Here is a 21,588-nt window from a genome sequence, read left to right on the forward strand (position 1 = left end):
CGCCCCGGGGGAGACCGGGGCGGGCCGCCGTCGTCTGCGTCGCCATGGATGAGACATTGATGTCTCATTCGGGTATCGTATGTCTCATGGCTGTGGATCGTGAACGGGTACTGAAGGAAGCCGCCGCGTTGCTCACGCGCCGGGCGTCGACGCCGATGGACGAGATCGCTCGCGCCGCGGGCATCAGCCGCGCGACCCTGCATCGGCACTTCGCCGGACGGGACGCCCTGATCAGGGCGCTGGAGGAGCACGGCATCGCACAGTTCGGGCAGGCGATGGACGCCGCGCGGCTGGAGGACGGGGACGCCGCCGGCGCACTGGGCCGGCTGATCGCCGAGGCCGAACCGGTCGCGGCCGTCCTGGCCTTCCTCTTCACCGAGAACCAGCTCTTCGAGGACGGCGAGATCAACGCCGGCTGGACGGAGCTGGACGCCCGTATCTCCGCGCTCTTCCGCCGCGGCCAGGAAGAGGGCGACTTCCGGATCGATCTGAGCGCCGCCTGGCTCACCGAGGCCTTCTACGGCCTGATCGGCGCCGGCGCCTGGGCCGTGTACGAAGGGCGGGTCGCCCGCAACGACCTCCACCACTCGATCGCCGAGCTGCTGCTCGGCGGCATCCGACGGAGCATGGAGAAATGACCGAGACCATAGCGTCAGGACCGGCCGGTTCGGCCCATGTGGACGACCAGCCCCGCCCCGGCCGCTGGCTCGCGCTCGCCGTCCTCGTCCTGGCCGTGCTGCTGGTCGGCGTCGACGCCACGGTCCTCGGCCTCGCCACCCCCTTCCTGAGCGAAGACCTCCGCCCGTCCGGGACGCAGCTGCTGTGGATCGGTGACATCTACTCCTTCGTCATCGCCGGCCTGCTGGTCTCCATGGGCAGTCTCGGCGACCGCATCGGCCGCAAGAAGCTGCTGCTGATCGGCTCCGTCGGCTTCGGCGCGATGTCGGTGCTCGCCGCGTACGCCACCACCCCGGAGATGATGATCGCCGCCCGTGCGCTGCAGGGCGTGGCCGGTGCCACGCTGATGCCGGCCACCCTCGCGCTGATCCGCAATCTCTTCCACGACCCCAGGGAACGCAGCCTCGCCATCGGCATCTGGGGCGCGATGGCCTCGGCCGGTATGGCCGTGGGGCCGGTCCTCGGCGGTTTTCTGCTGGGGCACTTCTGGTGGGGGTCGGTCTTCCTGATCAACCTGCCGGTGATGGCGCTGCTGGTGGCGGTCGGCGCCCGGGTCATCCCGGAGTCGCGCAACCCGGACCCCGGTCCGTGGGACATCCCCAGCGTCGTGCTGGCCCTGGTGGGCATCGTCGCCGTCGTCTACGCCATCAAGGAAGCGGCGGTGGAGGGCTACCGCTGGGACATCGCGCTGGCGGCCGTCCTCGGCGCACTGGCACTGATCGTGTTCGTCCGCCGGCAGCTCACCCTCGCCTCGCCGCTGCTGAACATGAAGCTCTTTCACCACCGGGGATTCTCCGGCGCGGTGCTGGCCGATCTGCTGACCATCCTCGGCCTGTCCGGCCTGGTCTTCTTCCTCTCCCAGTTCCTCCAGATGGTGCAGCTGCGCTCACCGCTGAACGCCGGGCTCACCGAACTCCCGGCCGCGGTCGGCGCGGTGGGCGCCGGGCTGGCCGCCGGCTGGGTCGCCCGGAAGCTGTCCGTACGGCTCGTGGTGGCCGGCGGCCTCGCCATGGTCGGAATCGCGCTCGTCGGCTGCACCACCCTGCACGGCGACACCGGCACCGCGGCGCTGTGCGTGATCCTCTTCGTCGTCGGCGTCGGCGCGGGCTTCTCGTTCACCGTCACCGCCGATGTGATCCTCTCCAGCGTCCCCAAGGAGGAGGCGGGCGCCGCCTCCGCGGTCTCCGAGACGGCCTACGAACTGGGCGCCGCGCTCGGCATCGCCCTGCTCGGCTCCATCGTCACCAGCATCTACCGGGGCTTCGCCGCCCCGCCGGGGGTCCCCGCGCCGGTCGCGGACGCCGCCCGCGAATCGCTCGGCGGCGCCTTCGAGGCGGCCCGCCAGCTCCCCGCCGACCAGGCCGCGGCGCTGGTGAAGGCCGCTCAGCACTCCTTCGTCGAGGGGGTGGACGCGGCGGCCGGGGTGGGCGCGGCGGTCCTGCTGTCCGCCGCGGTGGCCGCCTGGTTCCTGCTGCGCGGCCAGGAGCTGGCGAACAGCCCGGCCCCGGCGCACGCCCCGGCGCTGTCCACGGCCGGCCCGGAGGCGGGCCAGGGCGCCGGCCCGGCCGCCGGCGGCGCCGCCGATCGCCCGTAACGCCGTACGGCCTGTCCGCCGGACGGCGGGCACACACCACGCCCCAGGGCGTGTCCAGTGGATCACGGTGCCGTGCACCCGCCATGATCCACAGGACACGCCCTGGGGGCGACTGTCCCTCGCCCGTTCACGCCCGGTACGCGTTCTGGTGACCGGCCGTCCCGCGCGGCTTGTTTGACTCTCCCGTCGTCCCCCTACGGACGGCCCGCTCAGGAGAGTGACGCAGTGCGCGACATCGGACGACGCTCCTTCTTGACCGCAGCGGGGGCCCTGGCCACCGCGAGCGCCATCGGCAGCAACGCCTACGCCACCGGCCACGCCCGCGACGCGGCCACCGCCGACGAATACGTCGACGTCCAGCTCCTCAACATCACCGATCTGCACGGCTATCTGCAGGGCGCCCCGGGCGCCAACTCCGTCATCACCGGCGCCGGCGGAAAGGAGTACACCGTCGGCGGCGTGGCCTATATGGCCGCCCACCTGGAACGGCTGAGAGACGGCCGCAGCAACTCGCTCTTCTTCGCCCCCGGTGACCTCTTCTCCGGCTGGGAGTTCGACGCCTCCTCCTTCGCCGACGAGCCCACCATCGAAGCGCTCAACGCCATGGGCCTGGACTTCGCCTCGGCCGGCAACCACGAGTTCGACAAGTCGGCGACCTACCTGACCTCGCACATGGAGGACGGCGACGCCTTCCCGGTCGTGGGACGCGACGACGACTTCAAGGACTCCACCGGGCGCCGCTTCGAGGGCGCGAAGTTCCCCTACTACAGCGCCAACATGGTGTGGCACGCGACCGGCAAGGCGGTACTCCCGCCGTACAACATCGAGTACGTGGACGCCGGCCGCGGCCGTCGGCTGGCGATCGGCTTCATCCATCTGACCGCCATCGGCACCGAGTCCTTCCCCGGCTCCTACCAGCCGGGTCTGCGCACCCTGGACGAGCTGGAGACCGCCAACCGCTGTGCCGCGGAGCTCAAGTCACGCGGCGTCCATGCGATCGTGCTCAGCATGCACGACGGCGCGGTGGCCGGCAGCGACTTCTCCAGCGGCAAGAACCCCTCGGGCCCCGCGTACGAACTCGCGCTGCGCGCCTCGCCCGACATCGATGCCATCGTCACCGGCCACTGGCACTGCGCCTTCACGATGATGCTGCCCGACCCCAACGGCGACCCCCGCCCCTTCGTCGAGGCGGGCTGCTACGGCCAGATCATCAACGAGATCAATCTGCGCCTCGACCCCGACACCGGATCGGTGGTCCGGGAGCTGACCACCTCCGTGAACCACCCCAACACCCGCGAGGTGACGCCGGACCCGGAGCTGCGCTCGATCGCCGGCTACTGGGCGGACTACGCCACCCGGCGCGCCCGCAGCCGGATCGGCACCCAGACCGCCTCCTTCACCCGGCGGCGCAACACCGTGGGGGAGTCCACCATGGGCAACCTCGTCGCCGACTGGGCCCTGTGGGCCGGCCGGCAGCCGCACGGACCGATGGACGACCCCGCCGAGCACCCCAACACCCCCGCGGACCTGGCCGTCATTGCGGTCGCGCCACGCGTCGGCCAGACGGTGATCGCCGGTGATCTGATCCGCGACGAGGAGACGGACGGCACCGTCACCTTCGCGCAGGCCTGGAACTCCGTGGGCTTCGGCGACCCGATCCTGACCGTCACGGTCACCGGCCGGCAGATCCATGACGCGCTGGAGGAGCAGTGGGCGCCGACCGCCGGCGGCGGCCTCGGCTTCTCACCGCTGGCCGTGTCCGGCAACGTCCGCTACACCTTCGACGCCGCGGGCCCGGTCGGCCGGCGGATCGATCCCGCCGAGGTGTTCATCGACGGCACCGCACTCAGCCTCACCCGCAGCTACCGCCTCGCCGCCCCCTCCTACACCCTCATCAACCAGGACGGCTTCAGCGCCTTCACCGGATTCACCGCACCGGTCCGGCACACCCGCGACTTCGAGAGCTTCATCGCCTTCGTCCGCGCCAAGAAGCAGCTGAAGCCCGCCCGGTTGACCCGGGTGGCGGCCAAGAACACGCAGGTGCCCGGCGCCCGCACCGGCACCCTCACCCAGCGTCAGCAGCTGCTCCGGGCCGATGGCAGCGTGGTACCGCGGCCCGAGGCGGCGCTGCGTACGGCGCTGGCCGGCGGCGCCGAGGGCCAGCGCGCCCCCGGCGGCTTCCGGGTGCCCTGCTGAGGCGACGCGCAAGCGCAGCACGCACGACGGGCCCGTCCGGGATACGGAGGGGCCCGTCGTGCGTGCACCGGCCGGGCGGTCAGGCGGCCCGTGCCTTCGTGGCGTAGATGTCGACGTACTCCTGGCCGGACAGCTCCATGACGTCGCTCATCACCTCGTCGGTGACGGCCCGCAGCACATAGCGGTCGCGGTCCATGCCGTCGTAGCGGGAGAAGTCCAGCGACTCGCCGAAGCGCACCGTCACCGGGGCGAGGCGCGGGCGGCCCTTCCCGCCGGGCTGCACCTTGTCGGTGCCGATCATCGCGAACGGGACGACCGGCGCGCCGGTCATCAGGGTCAGCCGGGCGATGCCCGTACGGCCGCGGTAGAGGCGGCCGTCGGGGGAGCGGGTGCCCTCCGGGTAGATGCCGAAGACGCTGCCCTCCTCCAGGATCCGACGACCGGTCATCAGCGCCGCGACCCCGCCGTGCCCGCCGTCGCGGTCCACCGGGATCATGCCGGAGCTGGAGAAGAACCAGGCCATCAGCCGGCCCTTGACGCCCTTGCCGGTGACGTACTCGTCCTTGCCGATGAAGTACACCGGGCGCTTGACGACCAGGCTCAGGAACAGCGAGTCGATGAAGGTGACGTGATTGCCGGCCAGGATCACCGGCCCGGTCGCCGGAATGCGCTCCATGCCCTCGACCTTCGGGCGGTACAGGACACGCATGACGAATCCGAGAATCGCCTTCAGCACAATGCGGGACAAAGGGGCCCTCCGGGTCGTGACTGGTCAACGGCAAGCGGCCGCAGAGCTCTGCGGCCCAGGACAATACTCGCGGGTCACTCCCGCTCGCACACCGGGTTCACGAGGTCGATACGCACAGTTGACGTGTGTTACCGCCCAGGACGTGTGTTACCACCATGTTCCCCCCGAAGTCGTCGAGCGTCTCCCGGGCGTGACCCGTCCGTGCTTACGATCGGCCCGGGTCCGTGTGCCGGTGCGCAACACGCTTCACCGCGCGCCGGAAAACACCCGGAAGCACCCGGAAGCACCCGGAAGCACCTGGAACACCACAGAACACCTGGAGCAAGGAGCGTGGGCATGCAGAATCGGCAGCAGCCGGGACGACGGACGGTGCTGGGAGCGGCGGCCCTGGGCGCGGGAGCGGCGGTATTCGGCTCGGCCGGCCAGGCGGGCGCGGCCGGCCATGCGGTCGCGGCCGGTCGCGCCGGCGTGCCCCAGGAGCTGCCGGTACCGCTGATCGTCGGTCACCGCGGCGCCAGCGGCTACCGCCCCGAGCACACCTTCGGCTCCTACCAACTCGCCCTCGACATGGGCGCGGACGTCATCGAGCAGGACCTCGTCCCCACCAAGGACGGGCATCTGGTCTGCCGTCACGAGAACGACATCACCGCCACCACCGATGTCTCCGCACACCCCGCCTTCGCGGACCGCAAGACCACCAAGACCGTCGACGGGGTCAAGCTGACCGGCTGGTTCACCGAGGACTTCACGCTCGCCGAGCTCAAGACGCTGCGCGCCAAGGAGCGCATACCGGGCACCCGTCAGCACAACACCCTCTACGACGGGGTGTGGGACGTGCCGACCTTCGAGGAGGTCCTCCAGTGGGCCGAGCGTGAGGGCCGCAAGCGGGGCCGCCACGTCTGGCTGCACATCGAGACCAAGCACCCCACCTACTTCCGCAAGCTCGGCCTCGGCCTGGAGGAGCGGGTCGCCAAGGCCCTGCGCGCGCACGGCCGGCACAAGAAGAACTCCCCGAACTTCCTGCAGTCCTTCGAGCCCAGCAGCCTCCAGCGCCTGGGCAAGCTGGTCGGCTGCCCCAAGATCGTCCTGCTGGACACGCCCGACACCCAGCCCTGGGACTTCACCGAGGCGGGGGACCCGCGCAAGGTCGCCGATCTGATCAAGCCCGAGGGCCTGAAGTGGCTCGCCGGGTTCGCCCAGGGCATCGGCCCCGACCTGACCGTGATCATCCCGCGGGACAAGGACGGCAAGCTCGGCAAGCCCACCTCCGTCGTCAAGGACGCACACGCCGCCGGACTGGTGCTGCACCCGTATACGGTCCGCAACGAGAACACCTTCCTGCCGGTGGACTTCCGCCGCGGCTCCGACCCGAACGCGTACGGCGACTCCCTGGCCTACTTCAAGGCGGTTCTGGGCACCGGTATCGACGGCCTGTTCTCCGACAACTGCGACACCGCCCTGCTGGCGGCCGCGGAGTTCCGCAAGCGCTGACCGTTCACGGCTGACCGCCGCCACGGCGGAGTCCGGACCGGCACCACCTCCTGTGTGCTCTCATCTGAGTTGGGAATGTCACAGGAGAGCTGGGTGCCGGTCCGTTCCGCTTGCCCCGCATGCCTGCGCAGAATGCACGCGGCGGAGATTGCCGCTGCCACATCCGGGGGAACCCGGAAGAAGCAGTGTCAGCCACGTCATGGCGGCGACGCGCACCCCACGGCGCCGTCTGTCAGGGCACATCGTTCCGGGCGCACCCCTCTCACCCTCAGCGCGCCCGGACCAGCGAAACCGAATAGGGGAGGCATACGCGCATGGGCACGAGCGTGACCATCTCTGCGGCGACCGACCAGGACGCCGAGCAGATCCTCAAACTCCAGTACCTCTGCTACCAGCAGGAAGCCGCGCTGTACGACGACTACGGCATCGAGCCGCTCACCCAGACGCTGCAGGCGCTGCGCGTCGAACTGGGCGAAGGCTGCGTCGTGGTGGCCAGGCTCGGCGAGGAGGTGGTCGGGTCCGTGCGCGGCACGGTCGACGAGGAGGGCACCGCGCGGATAGCCAAGCTCATCGTGCACCCGCGGATGCAGCGGCACGGGCTGGGCGGCCGGCTGCTCGACGCCGTCGAGGGGCGGCTCGCGGCCGAGCGGTCGGCCACGCGCTACCGCCTGTTCACCGGCCATCGCAGCGAGGGCAATCTGCGGCTGTACCGCAGCCACGGCTATGTGCCCGTGGGCACCGAGCAGCTCACCCCCCGGCTGAGCGTGGTGACGCTGGAGAAGGAGCTGCCCACGGAGGTCACCGCCGTGGGCACACCTCCCGGGCCGAGCCGGCAGGCCCTCGCGGCCCAGGCGTGAGAAGAGCGGCCCTCGCGGCCCAGGCGTGAGAAAGGGGGAGGAGGGGCCCGTGCGGTGGCCGGGCCCGTCCTCCCGGCCCCGGGCCCGTCCTCCCGGCCGCCGCCCGGCTAGGCGGCGGGCTGCTCCGTACCGGCCCGGCGCAGCCACATCAGCCCGGTGACGGGCAGGATGACCGGGATGAAGAGGTAGCCCATGCCGTAGTCCGACCAGACCGTGGCGTCGGGGAAGGCGGACCGGTCGAGCAGCGTCCAGGTGCCGATGCCGAGCACCCCGAGCAGCTCCAGCGCACAGCAGACGAACGCGGCCCGGCGGGCTCCCTCGCCACCGCGCACCAGCGAGAACGTGATGAACCCGTAGACGACCGCGGAGACGGCCGAGAGGCTGTACGCCAGCGGGGCCCGGTCGAACTGGGCCAGGAGCTGGTAGAGCGAGCGGGATGCGGCCGCGACGGTGAAGATGCCGTAGAGCGTGACCAGCAGGCGCCCGGGGCCGGTGCCCAGGGAACGCCTCGCCGGGGCGGCGGCCGTGGTGCCGTCCGCCGTGGTGCTTGCCGTGGTCTCAGGCACTGCCGCCTCCCCAGATGTCGAACAGCCGCACTTCCAGTACGGCCAGCACCACCGCGCCCGCCGCGACGGTGGCCGAACCCCAGCGGGTGCGCTCCGAGAGCGACATGAAGCCGGTCCCGGGCACGCAGGCGGCAGCCCCGAGCAGATACGCGACAAAGAGCGCGGTGCCCTTGTCCGGCGTTGCTCCCCCGGTCAACTGCACGACGGCGATGACCAGTTGGACGATGCCGAGCAGCGACACCAAGGCCATGCCGATGAAGTGCCAGTCCTTGGTGGGCTGGTCACGGTACGCGGCGAAGCCGCACCAGGCGGCGAGGGCGAGAGCGGTCACCGTGACCGTGATCGTCAGCGCGTCGATCACCGGGACCTCCGGGTCACCTGGCTGCGCGCCGTGGGGTTGTGGAGCATGGGGCGATGCTAATCGGCGGCGGGCGGGCGGCCGCGTCCGGGCCCACCGTGGCACGTACGCTCCTGAAATATGAAGATCACCGCTGATGCGCTCCTTTTCGACAACGACGGCACCCTGGTCTCCTCCCTGGAGTCCGTCTACCGCTGCTGGACCCAAGAACCTGATAGCCGCCGATGACATCAGCCGGGGCAAGCCGGACCCGGAGCCGTTTCTGCTCGCCGCCGAGCGGCTCGGGGTGGACCCGGCCCGCTGTGTGGTCTTCGAGGACGCACCGGCCGGGCTGACGGCGGGCCGGGCGGCCGGGATGGTGACCGTGGCGTTGACCACAACGCACCGGGCCGGAGAGCTGTCGGCGGATGTGGTGATTCCCGACCTCTCGGCGGTATCCGCCCAGGCCACGGACGGGGCGGTCGAGATCACCGTCGCGGTGTAGGGGATTGTCCACGGGCCGGTCAGGCATGTCCGCCATCCGGACCGGCTTGATCGGTCCGCACTGCCGTCTGGTTTACTGGCCGCCATGACCACGACGAGCAACCGCACCCCTGCGACCGAGGCGTACCTGACGCCCGGTGCTCGTTGCATGTGTCGAATGTGTGACCGCTGAGGGCCCCCGCCTGAGCCTCGCGCCCCGAAGCGAGACCTCCTGCCATGAGCTGTGCGTCGCCCCCCCGACGACGTCGGCCGCCCCGCGTCACCGGAACCCGGAGCCGGGCCCGCGCGCCCGCCGCCGCTCCATGTTCCCCTCTGCCGCACTCGCAAGAATGCCCCGTGCCCGGCGGGCGAGCCGCCGAGCACTCGACAGTGACGGAATTCCCTAGTGATCACCACAACGGGCCTGACCAAGGTCTACCGTTCCGGAGACCGCGAAGTCACCGCCCTGGACGGCGTCGATCTGCACGTCCGCGAGGGCGAGGTGTACGGCGTCATCGGCCAGAGCGGCGCCGGTAAATCCACTCTCATCCGCTGCCTCAACCTCCTGGAGCGCCCCACCTCCGGCACGGTCACCGTCGCCGGACAGGAGCTGACGTCCATCGCCGGGCGCGGCAACCGCGCCAGCTCCCGGCTGCGTGCCGCCCGCAGCCACATCGGCATGGTCTTCCAGCACTTCAACCTGTTGTCCTCGCGCACCGTCCAGGACAACGTCGAACTGCCGCTGGAGATCCTCAAGGTCGACCGCCGGGAGCGCTCCCGCAAGGCCCTGGAGCTGCTGGACCTGGTCGGCCTCGCCGACAAGGCCAAGGCCTACCCCGCCCAGCTCTCCGGCGGCCAGAAGCAGCGCGTCGGCATCGCCCGCGCGCTGGCCGGCGACCCCAAGGTGCTGCTCTCCGACGAGGCCACCAGCGCCCTGGACCCGGAGACCACCCGCTCCATCCTCCAGCTGCTGCGCGACCTCAACCGCAAGCTGGGCCTGACCATCGTCCTCATCACGCACGAGATGGACGTCGTCAAGACGATCTGCGACTCGGCCGCGCTGATGAAGAACGGCCGGGTCGTCGAGCAGGGCACCGTCGCCGAACTGCTGGCCACCCCCGGCTCCGAGCTGGCCCGGGAACTGTTCCCGGTCGGCGGCGAGCCGTCGGCCGACGACCGCACCGTCGTCGACATCACCTTCCACGGCTCGGCCGCCACCCGCCCGGTGATCTCCGAGCTGTCGCGCACCTACAACGTCGACATCTCGATCCTCGGCGCCGCCATGGACACCGTCGGCGGCAAGCAGATCGGCCGGATGCGGATCGAGCTCCCCGGCCGCTTCGAGGAGAACGTCGTGCCCATCGGTTTCCTGCGCGAGCAGGGCCTCCAGGTGGACGTGGCGGACGTCGACGACAGCGTCGCGGCGCCTGCCGACAGCCCCGACGGCCGGCCGTCGGACCCGGCGCCCGCCGCCACGCCGCAGAAGGAAGGTGCCAAGTGACCTGGAACGAGATGCAGCCGCTGCTGTACGACAACACCCTCGACACCCTGTTCATGGTGTGGTGGTCGACGTTCTACGCGGTGCTCTTCGGCATCCCGGTCGGCGTGCTGCTGCATCTGACCCAGCGCGGCGCCGTGCTGCAGAACGTCGTGGTCAACAAGGTGCTCGGCGCGATCGCGAACATCGGACGGTCCTTCCCGTTCCTGATCCTGATCGTGGTGCTGATCCCCTTCACCCGGTTCCTCGTCGGTGTCTCGATCGGTCCGACCGGCGCGGTGGTCCCGCTCGCCCTCGCCGCCATCCCGTTCTTCGCCCGGCTGGTGGAGGCCGCCCTGCGCGAGGTCGACCACGGCCTGGTCGAGGCCGCCCATGCCATGGGCGGCGGCACCTGGACCATCGTCTTCAAGGTGCTGCTCCCGCAGGCGCTGCCCGCACTGATCGCGGGCGTCACCACCCTCGTCATCCAGCTGATCGGCTACTCCGCGATCGCCGGTGCGGTCGGCGGCGGCGGTCTGGGCAACCTCGCCTACACCTACGGCTACCAGCAGTACGAGACCTCGCTGATGGTCGCCACCGTGGTGGAGCTGATCCTCCTGGTCACCCTCGTCCAGGTGCTCGGCGACCTCGTCGTCCGCCGGCTCGCCCAGCGCGGCACCCGTCCCTCCTTGCTGCGCGTCGGTCTGCGCCGCGCCCGCACCGAGGAGCCGGCTGCCGTCACCGAAGCCGCCTGATCCCGGAGCCACCCGCTCCGCCCAAGAGCCCGGACCCTTTGCCGGGCGGACACCACGCGTGAACGCGCGCGTGTGAGACAAGAAAGAGGCACTCTTCGTGCGCAACATCCTCAAGATCTCCGTGGCGACCGCCGCCGCCTGTGCCGTCGCCCTCGGCGCGAGCGCCTGCAGCGCCCCCTCCGACACCACCGCCAGCAGCGACAAGGGCGACAAGAACGCCCCGCTCGTCATCGCCGCGAGCCCCACCCCGCACGGCACCATCCTCGACTTCGTCAAGAACAAGCTGGCGGCGAAGGCGGGCCTCAAGCTGGTCGTCAAGCCGTTCAACGACTACAAGATCCCCAACAAGGTCACCGACGACGGCCAGGTCGACGCCAACTTCTTCCAGCACAAGCCGTTCCTCGACACCTTCAACAAGGAGAACGGCACCCACATCGTGCCGGTCGTCAACGTGCTCATCGAGCCGCTCGGCGTCTACTCCAAGAAGATCCACAAGCTGTCGCAGCTCAAGTCCGGCAGCACCGTCTCGGTCCCCAACGACCCCTCCAACGAGGGCCGGGCGCTCAAGCTGCTCGCCGACAACGGCGTGATCACCCTCAAGCCCGGGGTCGGCTCCGACGCCAAGCTGACCGACGTCAAGGACGACAAGGGCATCAAGATCACCGAGCTGGAGGCCGCGCAGACCGCGCCGCGCATCGACGACGTCGACGCCGCGATCATCAACGGCAACTTCGCCATCGGCGCCCACCTCAAGCCCTCCACCGACGCGCTCGCCCTGGAGAAGGCGAAGGGCAACCCCTACGCCAACTTCCTCGCCGTCAAGAAGGGCAACGAGAACGACCCGCGGATCAAGAAGCTGGCCAAGCTTCTGAACTCCCCCGAGGTCAAGCAGTTCATCCAGGACAAGTACAAGGACGGCTCGGTCATCCCGGCGTTCGGCCCCGCCAACAGCTGACGCCGCTCCCGTACCGGACATTTTTCCCCGCCGCCCACCCCCCTTCGGGGGGTGGGCGGGTGTGGAGGTGCGGTCGCCCGTGCGCAGGTCACCGGAAGGTGGCCGTCCGCACGGGCGGCCACCGGGCCCCGGACCCGCCGGGCGCGGCCGGGGCCCACGCGCGTGGCACACCCGCGGGCCCATGCTGCATGCTGGTGCATTCAAGACGGTCAAGACGGCCCGTGACCTCGCGGTCTCACAGCCCGCGACGTTCCGGAACACCACAGTCAACGGCGTGGGAGCAGCGGCATGACATCCACCTTTCCGGACATCTCGATCAGCACGGACCGGTTGGTGCTGCGCCCGTTCGAAGAGGCCGATGTGCCCGCCCTCGCCGACATGATGGCCGACGAACTCGTCACCGCCTGGACCACGCTCCCGCACCCGTACACCACCGTCGAGGCCCGCGCCTGGGCCACCGGCAAGGCCGCCGCCGTCCGCACCGAAGGCCGCGGCATCGCCCTGGCCGTCACCGAGTTCCTCACCCAGCGCCTGGTCGGCACCATCCACGTCGATCACACCGACTGGCGGGTGCTCAGCACCGAGATCGGCTATGTCACCGCCCCCTGGGCGCGCGGCGAGGGCTACGCCTCGGAATCCGTCCTCGCGGTCGCGCAATGGCTCTTCCACGACCAGAAGTTCGAACGCATCGAGCTGCGCACCGCCGCCGACAACACCGCCTCCCAGCAGGTCGCCCAGAAGATCGGCTGCATCAGTGAGGGGGTGCTGCGCAACGCCTGGATAGCCCGCAGCCGCACCGAGGACGGCGGCTGGACGGACATCCGCACCGATCTGATCGTGTGGAGTCTGCTGCCCGAGGACCTCGACGGGGTCCCCGGCAGGCTCGCGGACGCCAACGGATTCACCTACCCCGAGTGGAACTGACCCACGGCCCGCACTCCGGTCCGTACCTCTCGGGGTACCCTCGGCCTGCCGCGCACCTGCGCGACCCGCGCGGACCGGCGCACCACAGCGGCACCCCGGCCGGCCTGCGGCCGCCCCGCAGCCGGCCCGCCCGCTGACCCCGCCCGCGTACCCACAGCAGCCCCAGGAGACTGACGAGCATGGCCGACCGGGTCACGGTGATCGGATGGGACGGCTCCGCGCTGACCGCCGCCGCCCGCTCCGCCCTCGGCGCCGCCACGCTGGTGGCCGGCGCCGCACACCACCTCGCCCTGCCCGAAGTCCCGCCGAACGCCGAGCGGATCCGGCTCGGCAGCGTGTCCCTGGCCGCCCGCCGCATCGCCCAGCACCGCGGCACCGCCGTCGTGCTCGCCGACGGCGACCCCGGCTTCTTCGGCGTCGTACGCACCCTCCGGGCACCCGAGCACGGCCTCGAAGTCGAAGTGGTACCGGCCGTCTCCTCCGTCGCGGCCGCCTTCGCGCGGGCCGGTATGCCCTGGGACGACGCCCGGATCGTCGTCGCCCACAGCCGTGACCTGCGCCGCGCCGTGAACGTCTGCCGCGCCCACACCAAGGTCGCGGTGCTCACCTCGCCCGGCGCCGGGCCCGCCGAACTCGCCCTGCTGCTCGGCGGCGTCCACCGCACCTTCGTCATCTGCGAGGACCTGGGCACCGACCGCGAGCGGGTGACGGTCCTCACATCCGACAAGGTCGCCGATCATGTCTGGCGTGACCCCAATGTCGTCATTGTCGTCGGTGGTGCGCCCGGCGGCGCCGCGGCTCAGGGGACCGGCTGGATCGCCGGCCGTGAGGTGGGTCATCCGACCGGGCCGCGCGGCTGGGGACTTCCGGCCGGTGCGTACGGCGGCGCCCTGGGGGAGGGGGAGTCCGTCCAGCTGCGTACCGCACAACTCGCCCGGCTCGGGCCACAGGTGGGCGATCTGGTCTGGGACATCGGCGCGGGCAGCGGAGCCGCCGCGGTGGAGGCCGCGCGCTTCGGCGCTGCCGTCCTCGCGGTGGACGCCGACGCGGACGCCTGCGGGCGCACCGCCGCCGTCGCCCGCCGTCACGGCGTCCAACTCCAGGTCGTGCACGGGCGGGCGCCGCAGATCCTGGAGGACCTCCCCGAGCCCGATGTGGTCCGCGTCGGCGCCGGGGGAGCGGAGGTCGTCACCGCCTGCGCGGCCCGCCGTCCCGAGCGGATCGTCACCCACGCCGCCACCCGCGACGAAGCCGAATCGCTGGGCCGGGCGCTGGCCGACGGCGGCTACGAAGTCGAGTGCGCGCTGCTGCAGTCCGTGGACCTGGACACGTCCGTCTGGGTCGAACGCGAGCGGTCCGTGGTGTTTTTGCTCAGCGGCTATCGCGTTCCTCACCCATGACCAGTACGGCAACCCGCGCGAGGTAGGCTGGCGGATCGTTGCGCCGCCGTTCCGCATTCAGCTTCGTACGCCAATATCCGGAAATTGCTGTGGTTTTGGCCGAAAATGAAGCTCTGGAGAGCGGACGTGCCGCGAGGCGCGCTCGCTCGTTCTAGCTATCGGGCGTCGGCGCGCCCCGGTCGAGCGCGTCGCACGAGCGGTTGGAAGGAGCACTACCAATGGGCGAGGGGTACGCATGACCGACACCGGCCAGGTCCCGGGCGAGGGACAGCCGGAGAACGCAGGCGGACATCCCGGGCAGCCGCAGCCGGCGGCCGTTCCCTCCCCTGCCGACGCCGGACCGACGGAGCTGCCGGGCATGGTGCCCCCTCCCGGTGAATACCCTTACCTCGACCAGACCGACGGCGTCGTCGAGGACGACGATCTGCTGCTGATGCCGGGTGCCCAGGGCGCCTGGAGCGAGCAGCCGGCGCCCCAGCCGCTCCCGCAGCCGCAGGAGACCCACCAGGGTCCGGACCCGCAGGCCGTGCCGTTCGACGCGGCCGCCCAGGGGACCACCGGTTTCGAGCCGATGCCCGCCCCGGCCGGTGACCACGAGAGCGGCGGCCGGGATTCCGGCTCCGTCGACCTCAGCGCCGTCCGCATTCCGCAGCCCGCGGCACCGCAGCAGCAGGACCGCGCCCGCGCCGCCGCGCCGTCCACGCCCCAGCGCCGTCCGCTGCACATGGGCCCGCCGGTCCCCGACGCGACCGGCGGCGTGGTCCGTTCGCTCGCCGACCGCGGACCGGCCGATGCGCCCTCGCAGTCCACCGCGCGGCACGCGGGACCGCCCACCGGCGGACCCGAATACTTCGACGCCCCGGCCGGGGCTCCCGAGGCCGCGGTGGGCGACCACCCGGTGACCGAGGCGCAGCCCGGCGCCGGCCTGCCGTACCCCGGGCAGCCTCTCGGGGATGCGGGCACGGCGGAGCAGGCCTTCGCGGCGCCGTCGTACGGCCGGCAGATGTACGGCGAGCAGCCCTACGGCGGGCAGTTGTCCGCCGAGCAGACCTACGGGGCCGCGGGCCAGGGCCCGTTGCCCGGCCCCCAGCTCGGCGAGATCCCGTCGCAGGTGCCGTCGTGGAACGAGGCCGCCGCCCAGGCCGCGGCCGCCCCGCAGACGGCGACGGCACCGGTTGCAGAAACGGTCGCCCCCGAGGCTCCCGCCGCACCCCTCGCCGAGGCCGCACCGCCCGCCCCGCAGGACGCGGCGCCGCCCGCCGAACAGCCGCAGCCCCGGCCGGCCGAGGGCATCGCGGAGGCCGGTGACGGCGCGGCTCCCGTCGTGGACGCCGCCGGTGCCGCGCAGGACGCGCAGGCGGAGACGGACGCGCCGGCGGAGATGCCGACACAGCCCCAGGACACCGCCCCGGACGCACTGCCGGACGCGGCCGTGCCGCCCGCTCAGGAGGGAACGGCCGCGGCGGATGCCGCGGTGCCGGATCCCGCGGTGGCCGCTGCCGCGGCGCCGGACGCCGTTGCGGCCGCTGCCTCCGAGGCGGTGGCCGCCGCGCAGGACGTACCCGCACCGGACGACGCCGTGGCCGCCCCGCAGCCCGAGGCGGTCGCCGCCGAGATCCCGCAGCAGCCCGTGGACCAGGGCGACCCCGCCGGAGCCGGGCCGGGGACGGTGGCGCAGCCCGCCGCGGCCCCGGCCCCTGCCGTGGAGGATGCGGCCGGGCAGGCCGCGGAGCCCGTGACCGGGCAGCCGGCCGAGGCCACCGCCGACCCGGCCGGGGCACCGCAGGACGAGCAGCCTGCCGGCCAGGGACAGCCCGCCGAACCGGCCGCCGCTCTCGACGGGCCCCAGCCCCGGCCCGACGCCCCCGAGACCCCCGCCGTTCCCCTCGAGGCCGGTACCGACGACGCCCCCGCAGCCGATCCCGCCGCCGCGATGCCCGTCAGCGCTCCCCAGGGCCCCGTCGCGCAGCCCGTATCCGAGGGCGACGCGTCCCCGGAGCAGCCGGTCCTGGAGCAGACGGTCATAGAGCCGCCCGAGGCGCAGGAACCGGCCGCCGGACAGCCGCAGCCCGCCACCCCCGCGGACGCCGCAGGGCAGCCGGCCGCCGAGGTGCCCGCACCGCAGGCCGCGCCGATGGACGCGGACGGCGCCGAGCAGCAGCCCGTAGCCGCCGGCTCCACCGACCACGAGCACCTCGGCGAGCCGAACGAGGCGAACGAGGCGAAGCCGAACGAGCAGAAGCCGAACGAGGCGAACGAGCCGATGAGCGAAGCGAACCCGGCGACCGGTCCCGCCGCGGAGGCGACGACCGGCGCACCCGAGGCGACCGCCGAGTCCGCTGAAACCACCGAGTCCGCTGAAATCACCGAGTCCGGGGAGACCGCCGAGTCCGCGGAGACCGCCGGGACCGCGGAGACCGACGCCCCCGCTGACCTGCCCGCCGACGCCCGGCCGGCCGCCGTCCACATCCCTGCCCAGGCCTCCGGCGAACCGTCCACCGCGGACGGCACGACCCCGCAGGCCGCGACCGCAGACGAAGCGCCCGAGACGGCCGGGCCCGCGCCCGACGGCGCCCCCGACGCCGAAGCCCCCGCCGCCCCCGCCGACGAGACGCTCCAGCAGCAGGACGTCGCCGGACTCGTCCAGCTCGGCGAGGGCCAGGACGACGACCGGCCGCGGACGTCCGGTGAGCAGCCGGATGCGGCGCCCGACGGCTCCGGGCCCGCAGTGGCGCCCGACGCGTCCGATGTCCCCTCCCCGGCCGCCGGGTACGACGACTCCGAGCGCGCCGCCGTACACCGTGTGATGCGCGAACGCCGCGACATCCGCAACGGCTTCCGCAGCGACCCGATCCCCAACGACGTGCTGCTGCGCGTCCTGGAGGCGGCCCACACCGCCCCCAGCGTCGGCCACTCCCAGCCCTGGGACTTCGTCGTCATCCGCTCCGACGAGACCCGCGAGAAGATGCACCAGCTCGCGATGTCGCAGCGCGAGGCCTATGCCAAGTCGCTGCCCAAGGCGCGCGCCAAGCAGTTCCGCGAGCTGAAGATCGAGGCCATCCTCGAAACGCCGGTGAACATCGTCGTCACCGCCGACTCCACCCGCGGCGGCCGCCACACCCTCGGCCGGCACACCCAGCCGCAGATGGCCCCGTACTCCTCCGCGCTCGCCGTCGAGAACCTCTGGCTCGCCGCCCGCGCCGAGGGCCTGGGCGTCGGCTGGGTCAGCTTCTTCGACGAGCGGGAGATGGTCCGCGAACTGGGCCTGCCCGAGCACCTCGAAGTCGTCGCGTATCTGTGCATCGGTTACGTCGACGAGTTCCCCGAGGAGCCCGAGCTGCTGCAGGCCGGCTGGTCCAAGCGCCGCCCGCTGTCCTGGGTCGTCCACGAGGAGACCTACGGCCGGCGCGCGCTGCCCGGCGAGAGCCCGCACGACCTCCTCCAGGAGACCCTGCAGGGCATCCGCCCGCTGGACGCCAAGGCGCTCGGCGAGGCCTGGGAGCGGCAGAAGCGGATGACCAAGCCCGCCGGGGCGCTGGGCATGCTGGAGATCATCTCCGCGCAGCTGTCCGGGCTGTCCCGCAAGTGCCCGCCGCCGATCCCGGAGCCGGCCGCCGTCGCGATCTTCGCCGGGGACCACGGGGTGCACGCCCAGGGCGTGACCCCCTGGCCCCAGGAGGTCACCGGCCAGATGGTCGCCAACTTCCTGGGCGGCGGCGCGGTCTGCAACGCCTTCGCCAACCAGGTCGGCGCCGAGGTCTGTGTCGTGGACGTCGGTGTGGCGAGCGAACTCCCCGCCACCCCCGGTCTGCTGCCGCGCAAGGTCCGCCCCGGCACCGCCGACTTCACGGCGGGCCCGGCGATGACCCAGGAGGACGTGCTCAAGGCGATCGAGGTCGGCATCGACACCGCCCGTGACCTCGTCGCGGCCGGCAACAAAGCGCTGCTCACGGGCGAGATGGGCATCGCCAACACCACCACCTCCGCCGCGCTGATCTCCGTCTACACCGGCGTCGACCCGATGGAGGTCACCGGCCGCGGCACCGGCATCAACGACGAGACGCACGCCCGCAAGGTCGAGGTGGTCCGCCGCGCCCTGGAGCTCCACCAGCCCGACCCGGCCGACCCGATCGGCGTCCTGGCCGCGGTCGGCGGCCTGGAGCACGCCGCCCTCGTCGGCCTGATCCTCGGCGGCGCCTCGCTGCGTACGCCGGTGATCCTCGACGGGGTGAGTGCCGGCGCCGCCGCCCTGGTGGCCCGTGCCATCGCCCCCGAGGCGCTGGCCGCCTGCATCGCGGGCCACCGCAGCGCCGAGCCCGGCCACGTCGCGGCCCTCAACAAGCTGGGTCTGCGCCCGCTGGTCGATCTCGATCTGCGCCTCGGCGAGGGCACCGGCGCCCTGCTCGCGCTCCCCGTGGTGCAAAGCGCCGCCCGCGCCATGCACGAGGTCGCCACCTTCGACTCCGCCGGAGTCACCGAGAAGAGCTGAGCGGGGCAGCCACCGCCCCCGCATGACCCCCGGCCCGCAGCCCCATAGGCTGTGGGCCGGGGCCGTACCGCCCCTGGGCCGTACCCCCGTCACCAGCCGCTCCGGCGCCGCAGCGGCTGAGCCGGCCGCCGCATTCGCCTCATCCGCACAAGGAGCCGTACCGCCATGGCTGAGCACGTCGCCGAACACGCCGCCTACCCCGTCGGACTGCGGCTGTCCGGCCGCCGGGTGGTCGTCCTGGGCGCCGGGCAGGTCGCCCAGCGCCGGCTCCCGTCCCTCGTCGCCGCGGGCGCCGATGTCCTGCTGATCTCCCCCTCCGCCACCCCCTCCGTCGAGGCGATGGCCGACGCCGGTGAGATCCGCTGGGAGCGCCGCCGCTACCGGGACGGCGACCTCGCCGACGCCTGGTACGCACTGATCTCCACCGACGACCCCCGGGCCAACGCCGCCGCGTCCCAGGAGGCCGAGGACCGCCGGGTGTGGTGCGTACGCTCCGACGACGCCGAGGCGGCCACCGCCTGGACCCCGGCCACCGGCCGCAGCGAGGGCGTCACCGTCGCCGTGCTCACCGGCCGCGACCCGCGCCGCTCCGCCGCCGTACGCGACGCGATCGTCGAGGGACTGCGCGACGGCAGCATCGCCGCCCCGCACCACCGGCGCCCGCACACCCCGGGCGTGGCGCTGGTCGGCGGCGGCCCCGGCGACCCCGACCTGATCACCGTCCGCGGCCGCCGGCTGCTCGCCGAGGCGGATGTGGTGATCGCCGACCGGCTGGGCCCCCGCGATCTGCTCGCCGAACTCCCGCCGCATGTCGAGGTCATCGACGCCGCGAAGATCCCCTACGGCCGGTTCATGGCCCAGGAGGCCATCAACAACGCGCTGATCGAGCACGCCAAGGCCGGCAAGGCCGTGGTCCGGCTCAAGGGCGGCGACCCGTTCGTGTTCGGCCGCGGCATGGAAGAGGCCCAGGCACTCGCGGACGCCGGCATCCCCTGCACGGTCGTCCCCGGCATCTCCAGCACGATCTCCGTGCCCGGCGCCGCCGGCATCCCGGTCACCCACCGTGGAGTCGCCCACGAGTTCACCGTCGTCAGCGGCCATGTCGCCCCCGACGACGAGCGTTCGCTCGTGGACTGGCCCGCGCTCGCCAAGCTGCGCGGCACCCTCGTCGTCCTGATGGGCGTGGAGAACAGCGGCGCCATCGCCGCCAAGCTGATCGAGAACGGCCGCGCCGCCGACACCCCGGCCGCCGTCATCCAGGAGGGCACCACCGCGGCCCAGCGCCGGGTCGACGCCACCCTCGCCACACTCGGCGAGACCGTACGGGCCGAGGGCGTACGCCCCCCGGCGGTCATCGTCATCGGTGACGTCGTGGCCGTCGCGACCACCCCGACCACCCCGGCCCCCAGGTAACCGAGCCCGTACGCGGCACGGGAACCCCGACACCGACAAGGCATTCTCTCCCCGTGGCAGAAATCATCACCGTCGACGACCCGGACGACCCGCGGCTGGCCGACTACACCGGCCTCACCGACGTCGAGCTGCGCCGTCGGCGCGAGCCCGCGGAAGGGCTCTTCATCGCCGAGGGCGAGAAGGTCATCCGGCGTGCCCGGCAGGCCGGTTACGAGATGCGCTCCATGCTGCTCTCGGCCAAGTGGGTCGACGTCATGCGCGATGTCATCGACGAGGTCCCGGCACCGGTGTACGCCGTCAGTCCGGACCTCGCCGAGCGGGTGACGGGCTACCACGTGCACCGCGGCGCGCTGGCCTCCATGCAGCGCAAGCCACTGCCGGACGTCACCGAACTCCTTGCCGGGGCCCGGCGCATCGTCGCCATGGAAGCGGTCAACGACCACACCGGCATCGGCGCGAAGGTGCCTTTGGGCCTGCAAAAGGGTGCAGCTCAGCGCGTCGCCATTTTCGAGGACATCGTTGATCATGCGAATCTGGGGGCTGCCTTCCGCAACGCAGCTGCTCTGGGCGTGGACGCCGTATTCCTCACGCCACGCTGCGCTGACCCCCTCTACCGGCGGGCTGTGAAGGTGTCGATGGGCGCTGTCTTCCATGTCCCCTGGACCCGGCTGACCGCTTGGCCGGACGATGTCGAGCTGTTCCGCCGGCACGGCTTCGTGACGGCTGCCCTGTGCCTCGGCGAGAAGTCGATCACGATTGGCGAACTGGCCGCCCGCCGGTACGAGAAGCTGGCCCTGATGCTCGGCACCGAAGGCGACGGACTGTCGATCGACGCCCTACGCGCGGCCGATGAATGGGTCCGCATCCCGATGGCCGCAGGAGTGGACTCCCTCAACGTCGCCGCTGCCTCCGCCGTGGCCTTCTACGCGACGGGGCTCTGAGCCCCACGCTGCACAACGCGCCTCAACGGTAGGTTGCCGGCGTTCGCGTGCCGGCTGCGGGCCGGTATACCACCCTTATGTTCGGCCGGCGCCTGGGCGTATGGCTTCGTTCACTTCAAGCAGCAGCGTTTGTCTGCCGATTTGGGCAGCAGTTGGCGATCTTGAGGATCGTGGGTGTCCACGAGAAATGACGGCAGTGAGACGCGGAAGCGTGTTGCGGTGTTGACGCGCTGGTCGGTCTGGCCGTGTTGATTAATACGGGCGCTCGGGATGCCACCACTGAC

Annotated in this window: 16 protein-coding genes and 1 pseudogene; 14 read left to right on the forward strand and 3 right to left on the reverse strand. The window is 72.1% G+C overall.

Annotated elements, in window-relative coordinates; genetic code table 11:
* Positions 1-86 precede the first annotated feature (86 nt).
* The 3 genes from ACWGJY_RS30460 to ACWGJY_RS30470 all read left to right on the forward strand — a co-directional run bounded on the left by ACWGJY_RS30460 (position 87) and on the right by ACWGJY_RS30470 (position 4,468).
* Positions 87-638 carry a TetR/AcrR family transcriptional regulator gene (locus ACWGJY_RS30460; protein WP_453264091.1) on the forward strand — a complete coding sequence of 184 codons (552 nt, stop codon included), beginning with the start codon at positions 87-89 and terminating at the stop codon, positions 636-638.
* Entirely contained in the window at positions 635-2,272 is a 1,638-nt protein-coding gene (locus ACWGJY_RS30465; protein WP_453264092.1) for an MFS transporter, read from the forward strand. The genes ACWGJY_RS30460 and ACWGJY_RS30465 overlap by 4 nt, the downstream gene beginning before the upstream one ends.
* Positions 2,273-2,497: 225 nt before the next feature.
* On the forward strand, positions 2,498-4,468 hold the full coding sequence (locus tag ACWGJY_RS30470; RefSeq protein WP_453264093.1) for a bifunctional metallophosphatase/5'-nucleotidase: 1,971 nt from the start codon (positions 2,498-2,500) through the stop codon (positions 4,466-4,468).
* Positions 4,469-4,547: 79 nt separating this feature from the next.
* Here the strand turns inward: ACWGJY_RS30470 and ACWGJY_RS30475 are convergent, their stop codons facing one another.
* Complete coding sequence (locus tag ACWGJY_RS30475) at positions 4,548-5,216, reverse strand: lysophospholipid acyltransferase family protein (RefSeq protein WP_453264094.1); 669 nt, start codon at positions 5,214-5,216, stop codon at positions 4,548-4,550.
* A 336-nt stretch (positions 5,217-5,552) separates the two neighbouring features.
* Between ACWGJY_RS30475 and ACWGJY_RS30480 the strand changes: the two genes are divergently transcribed.
* Positions 5,553-6,707: a glycerophosphodiester phosphodiesterase gene (locus ACWGJY_RS30480; protein ID WP_453264095.1), complete on the forward strand. Its 1,155-nt coding sequence runs from the start codon at positions 5,553-5,555 to the stop codon at positions 6,705-6,707.
* A 314-nt stretch (positions 6,708-7,021) separates the two neighbouring features.
* The gene (locus ACWGJY_RS30485) at positions 7,022-7,564 is read left to right on the forward strand and encodes a GNAT family N-acetyltransferase (RefSeq protein ID WP_453264096.1); all 543 of its coding nucleotides are present in this window, start codon (positions 7,022-7,024) and stop codon (positions 7,562-7,564) included.
* 107 nt (positions 7,565-7,671) lie between these two features.
* Here ACWGJY_RS30485 and ACWGJY_RS30490 read toward each other — a convergent pair whose 3' ends face one another.
* Both ACWGJY_RS30490 and ACWGJY_RS30495 read right to left on the reverse strand, forming a co-directional pair.
* A complete protein-coding gene (locus ACWGJY_RS30490; protein ID WP_453264097.1) occupies positions 7,672-8,130 on the reverse strand; it encodes a hypothetical protein in 459 nt (152 codons plus the stop codon).
* Positions 8,123-8,491: a hypothetical protein gene (locus ACWGJY_RS30495; protein ID WP_453264098.1), complete on the reverse strand. Its 369-nt coding sequence runs from the start codon at positions 8,489-8,491 to the stop codon at positions 8,123-8,125. Before ACWGJY_RS30495 ends, ACWGJY_RS30490 begins: the two co-directional genes overlap by 8 nt.
* Before the next feature lie 117 nt (positions 8,492-8,608).
* On the opposite strand from ACWGJY_RS30495, the pseudogene ACWGJY_RS30500 reads away from it, so the two are divergent.
* The 9 genes and pseudogenes from ACWGJY_RS30500 (at position 8,609) to ACWGJY_RS30540 (ending at position 21,304) form a co-directional block, all read left to right on the forward strand.
* Positions 8,609-8,972, forward strand: a pseudogene (locus ACWGJY_RS30500) (HAD-IA family hydrolase).
* A 384-nt stretch (positions 8,973-9,356) separates the two neighbouring features.
* Positions 9,357-10,451, forward strand: a complete 1,095-nt coding sequence (locus ACWGJY_RS30505) for a methionine ABC transporter ATP-binding protein (protein WP_453264099.1) — start codon at positions 9,357-9,359, stop codon at positions 10,449-10,451.
* Positions 10,448-11,182: a methionine ABC transporter permease gene (locus ACWGJY_RS30510; RefSeq protein WP_453264100.1), complete on the forward strand. Its 735-nt coding sequence runs from the start codon at positions 10,448-10,450 to the stop codon at positions 11,180-11,182. Before ACWGJY_RS30505 ends, ACWGJY_RS30510 begins: the two co-directional genes overlap by 4 nt.
* Positions 11,183-11,279: 97 nt before the next feature.
* Positions 11,280-12,137 carry a MetQ/NlpA family ABC transporter substrate-binding protein gene (locus tag ACWGJY_RS30515; protein ID WP_453264101.1) on the forward strand — a complete coding sequence of 286 codons (858 nt, stop codon included), beginning with the start codon at positions 11,280-11,282 and terminating at the stop codon, positions 12,135-12,137.
* A 288-nt stretch (positions 12,138-12,425) separates the two neighbouring features.
* Positions 12,426-13,061: a GNAT family N-acetyltransferase gene (locus tag ACWGJY_RS30520; protein WP_453264102.1), complete on the forward strand. Its 636-nt coding sequence runs from the start codon at positions 12,426-12,428 to the stop codon at positions 13,059-13,061.
* A 179-nt stretch (positions 13,062-13,240) separates the two neighbouring features.
* Positions 13,241-14,461 carry a precorrin-6y C5,15-methyltransferase (decarboxylating) subunit CbiE gene (gene cbiE / locus ACWGJY_RS30525; protein WP_453264103.1) on the forward strand — a complete coding sequence of 407 codons (1,221 nt, stop codon included), beginning with the start codon at positions 13,241-13,243 and terminating at the stop codon, positions 14,459-14,461.
* A gap of 235 nt (positions 14,462-14,696) precedes the next feature.
* Entirely contained in the window at positions 14,697-18,950 is a 4,254-nt protein-coding gene (gene cobT, locus ACWGJY_RS30530) for a nicotinate-nucleotide--dimethylbenzimidazole phosphoribosyltransferase (RefSeq protein ID WP_453264104.1), read from the forward strand.
* 165 nt (positions 18,951-19,115) lie between these two features.
* Complete coding sequence (gene cobA, locus ACWGJY_RS30535) at positions 19,116-20,363, forward strand: uroporphyrinogen-III C-methyltransferase (protein ID WP_453264105.1); 1,248 nt, start codon at positions 19,116-19,118, stop codon at positions 20,361-20,363.
* Positions 20,364-20,416: 53 nt separating this feature from the next.
* Positions 20,417-21,304 carry a TrmH family RNA methyltransferase gene (locus ACWGJY_RS30540; RefSeq protein ID WP_453264106.1) on the forward strand — a complete coding sequence of 296 codons (888 nt, stop codon included), beginning with the start codon at positions 20,417-20,419 and terminating at the stop codon, positions 21,302-21,304.
* Positions 21,305-21,588 lie beyond the last annotated feature (284 nt).

Source organism: Streptomyces sp. NPDC054765, from assembly GCF_053612065.1.

Bases quoted from the DNA above. Each gene is read 5' to 3' on its own strand.
- ACWGJY_RS30460 (WP_453264091.1), top strand. From the start codon at position 87: ATGGCTGTGGATCGTGAACGGGTACTGAAGGAAGCCGCCGCGTTGCTC.
- ACWGJY_RS30465 (WP_453264092.1), top strand. From the start codon at position 635: ATGACCGAGACCATAGCGTCAGGACCGGCCGGTTCGGCCCATGTGGAC.
- ACWGJY_RS30480 (WP_453264095.1), top strand. From the start codon at position 5,553: ATGCAGAATCGGCAGCAGCCGGGACGACGGACGGTGCTGGGAGCGGCG.
- ACWGJY_RS30485 (WP_453264096.1), top strand. From the start codon at position 7,022: ATGGGCACGAGCGTGACCATCTCTGCGGCGACCGACCAGGACGCCGAG.
- ACWGJY_RS30520 (WP_453264102.1), top strand. From the start codon at position 12,426: ATGACATCCACCTTTCCGGACATCTCGATCAGCACGGACCGGTTGGTG.
- cbiE (WP_453264103.1), top strand. From the start codon at position 13,241: ATGGCCGACCGGGTCACGGTGATCGGATGGGACGGCTCCGCGCTGACC.
- cobT (WP_453264104.1), top strand. From the start codon at position 14,697: ATGACCGACACCGGCCAGGTCCCGGGCGAGGGACAGCCGGAGAACGCA.
- cobA (WP_453264105.1), top strand. From the start codon at position 19,116: ATGGCTGAGCACGTCGCCGAACACGCCGCCTACCCCGTCGGACTGCGG.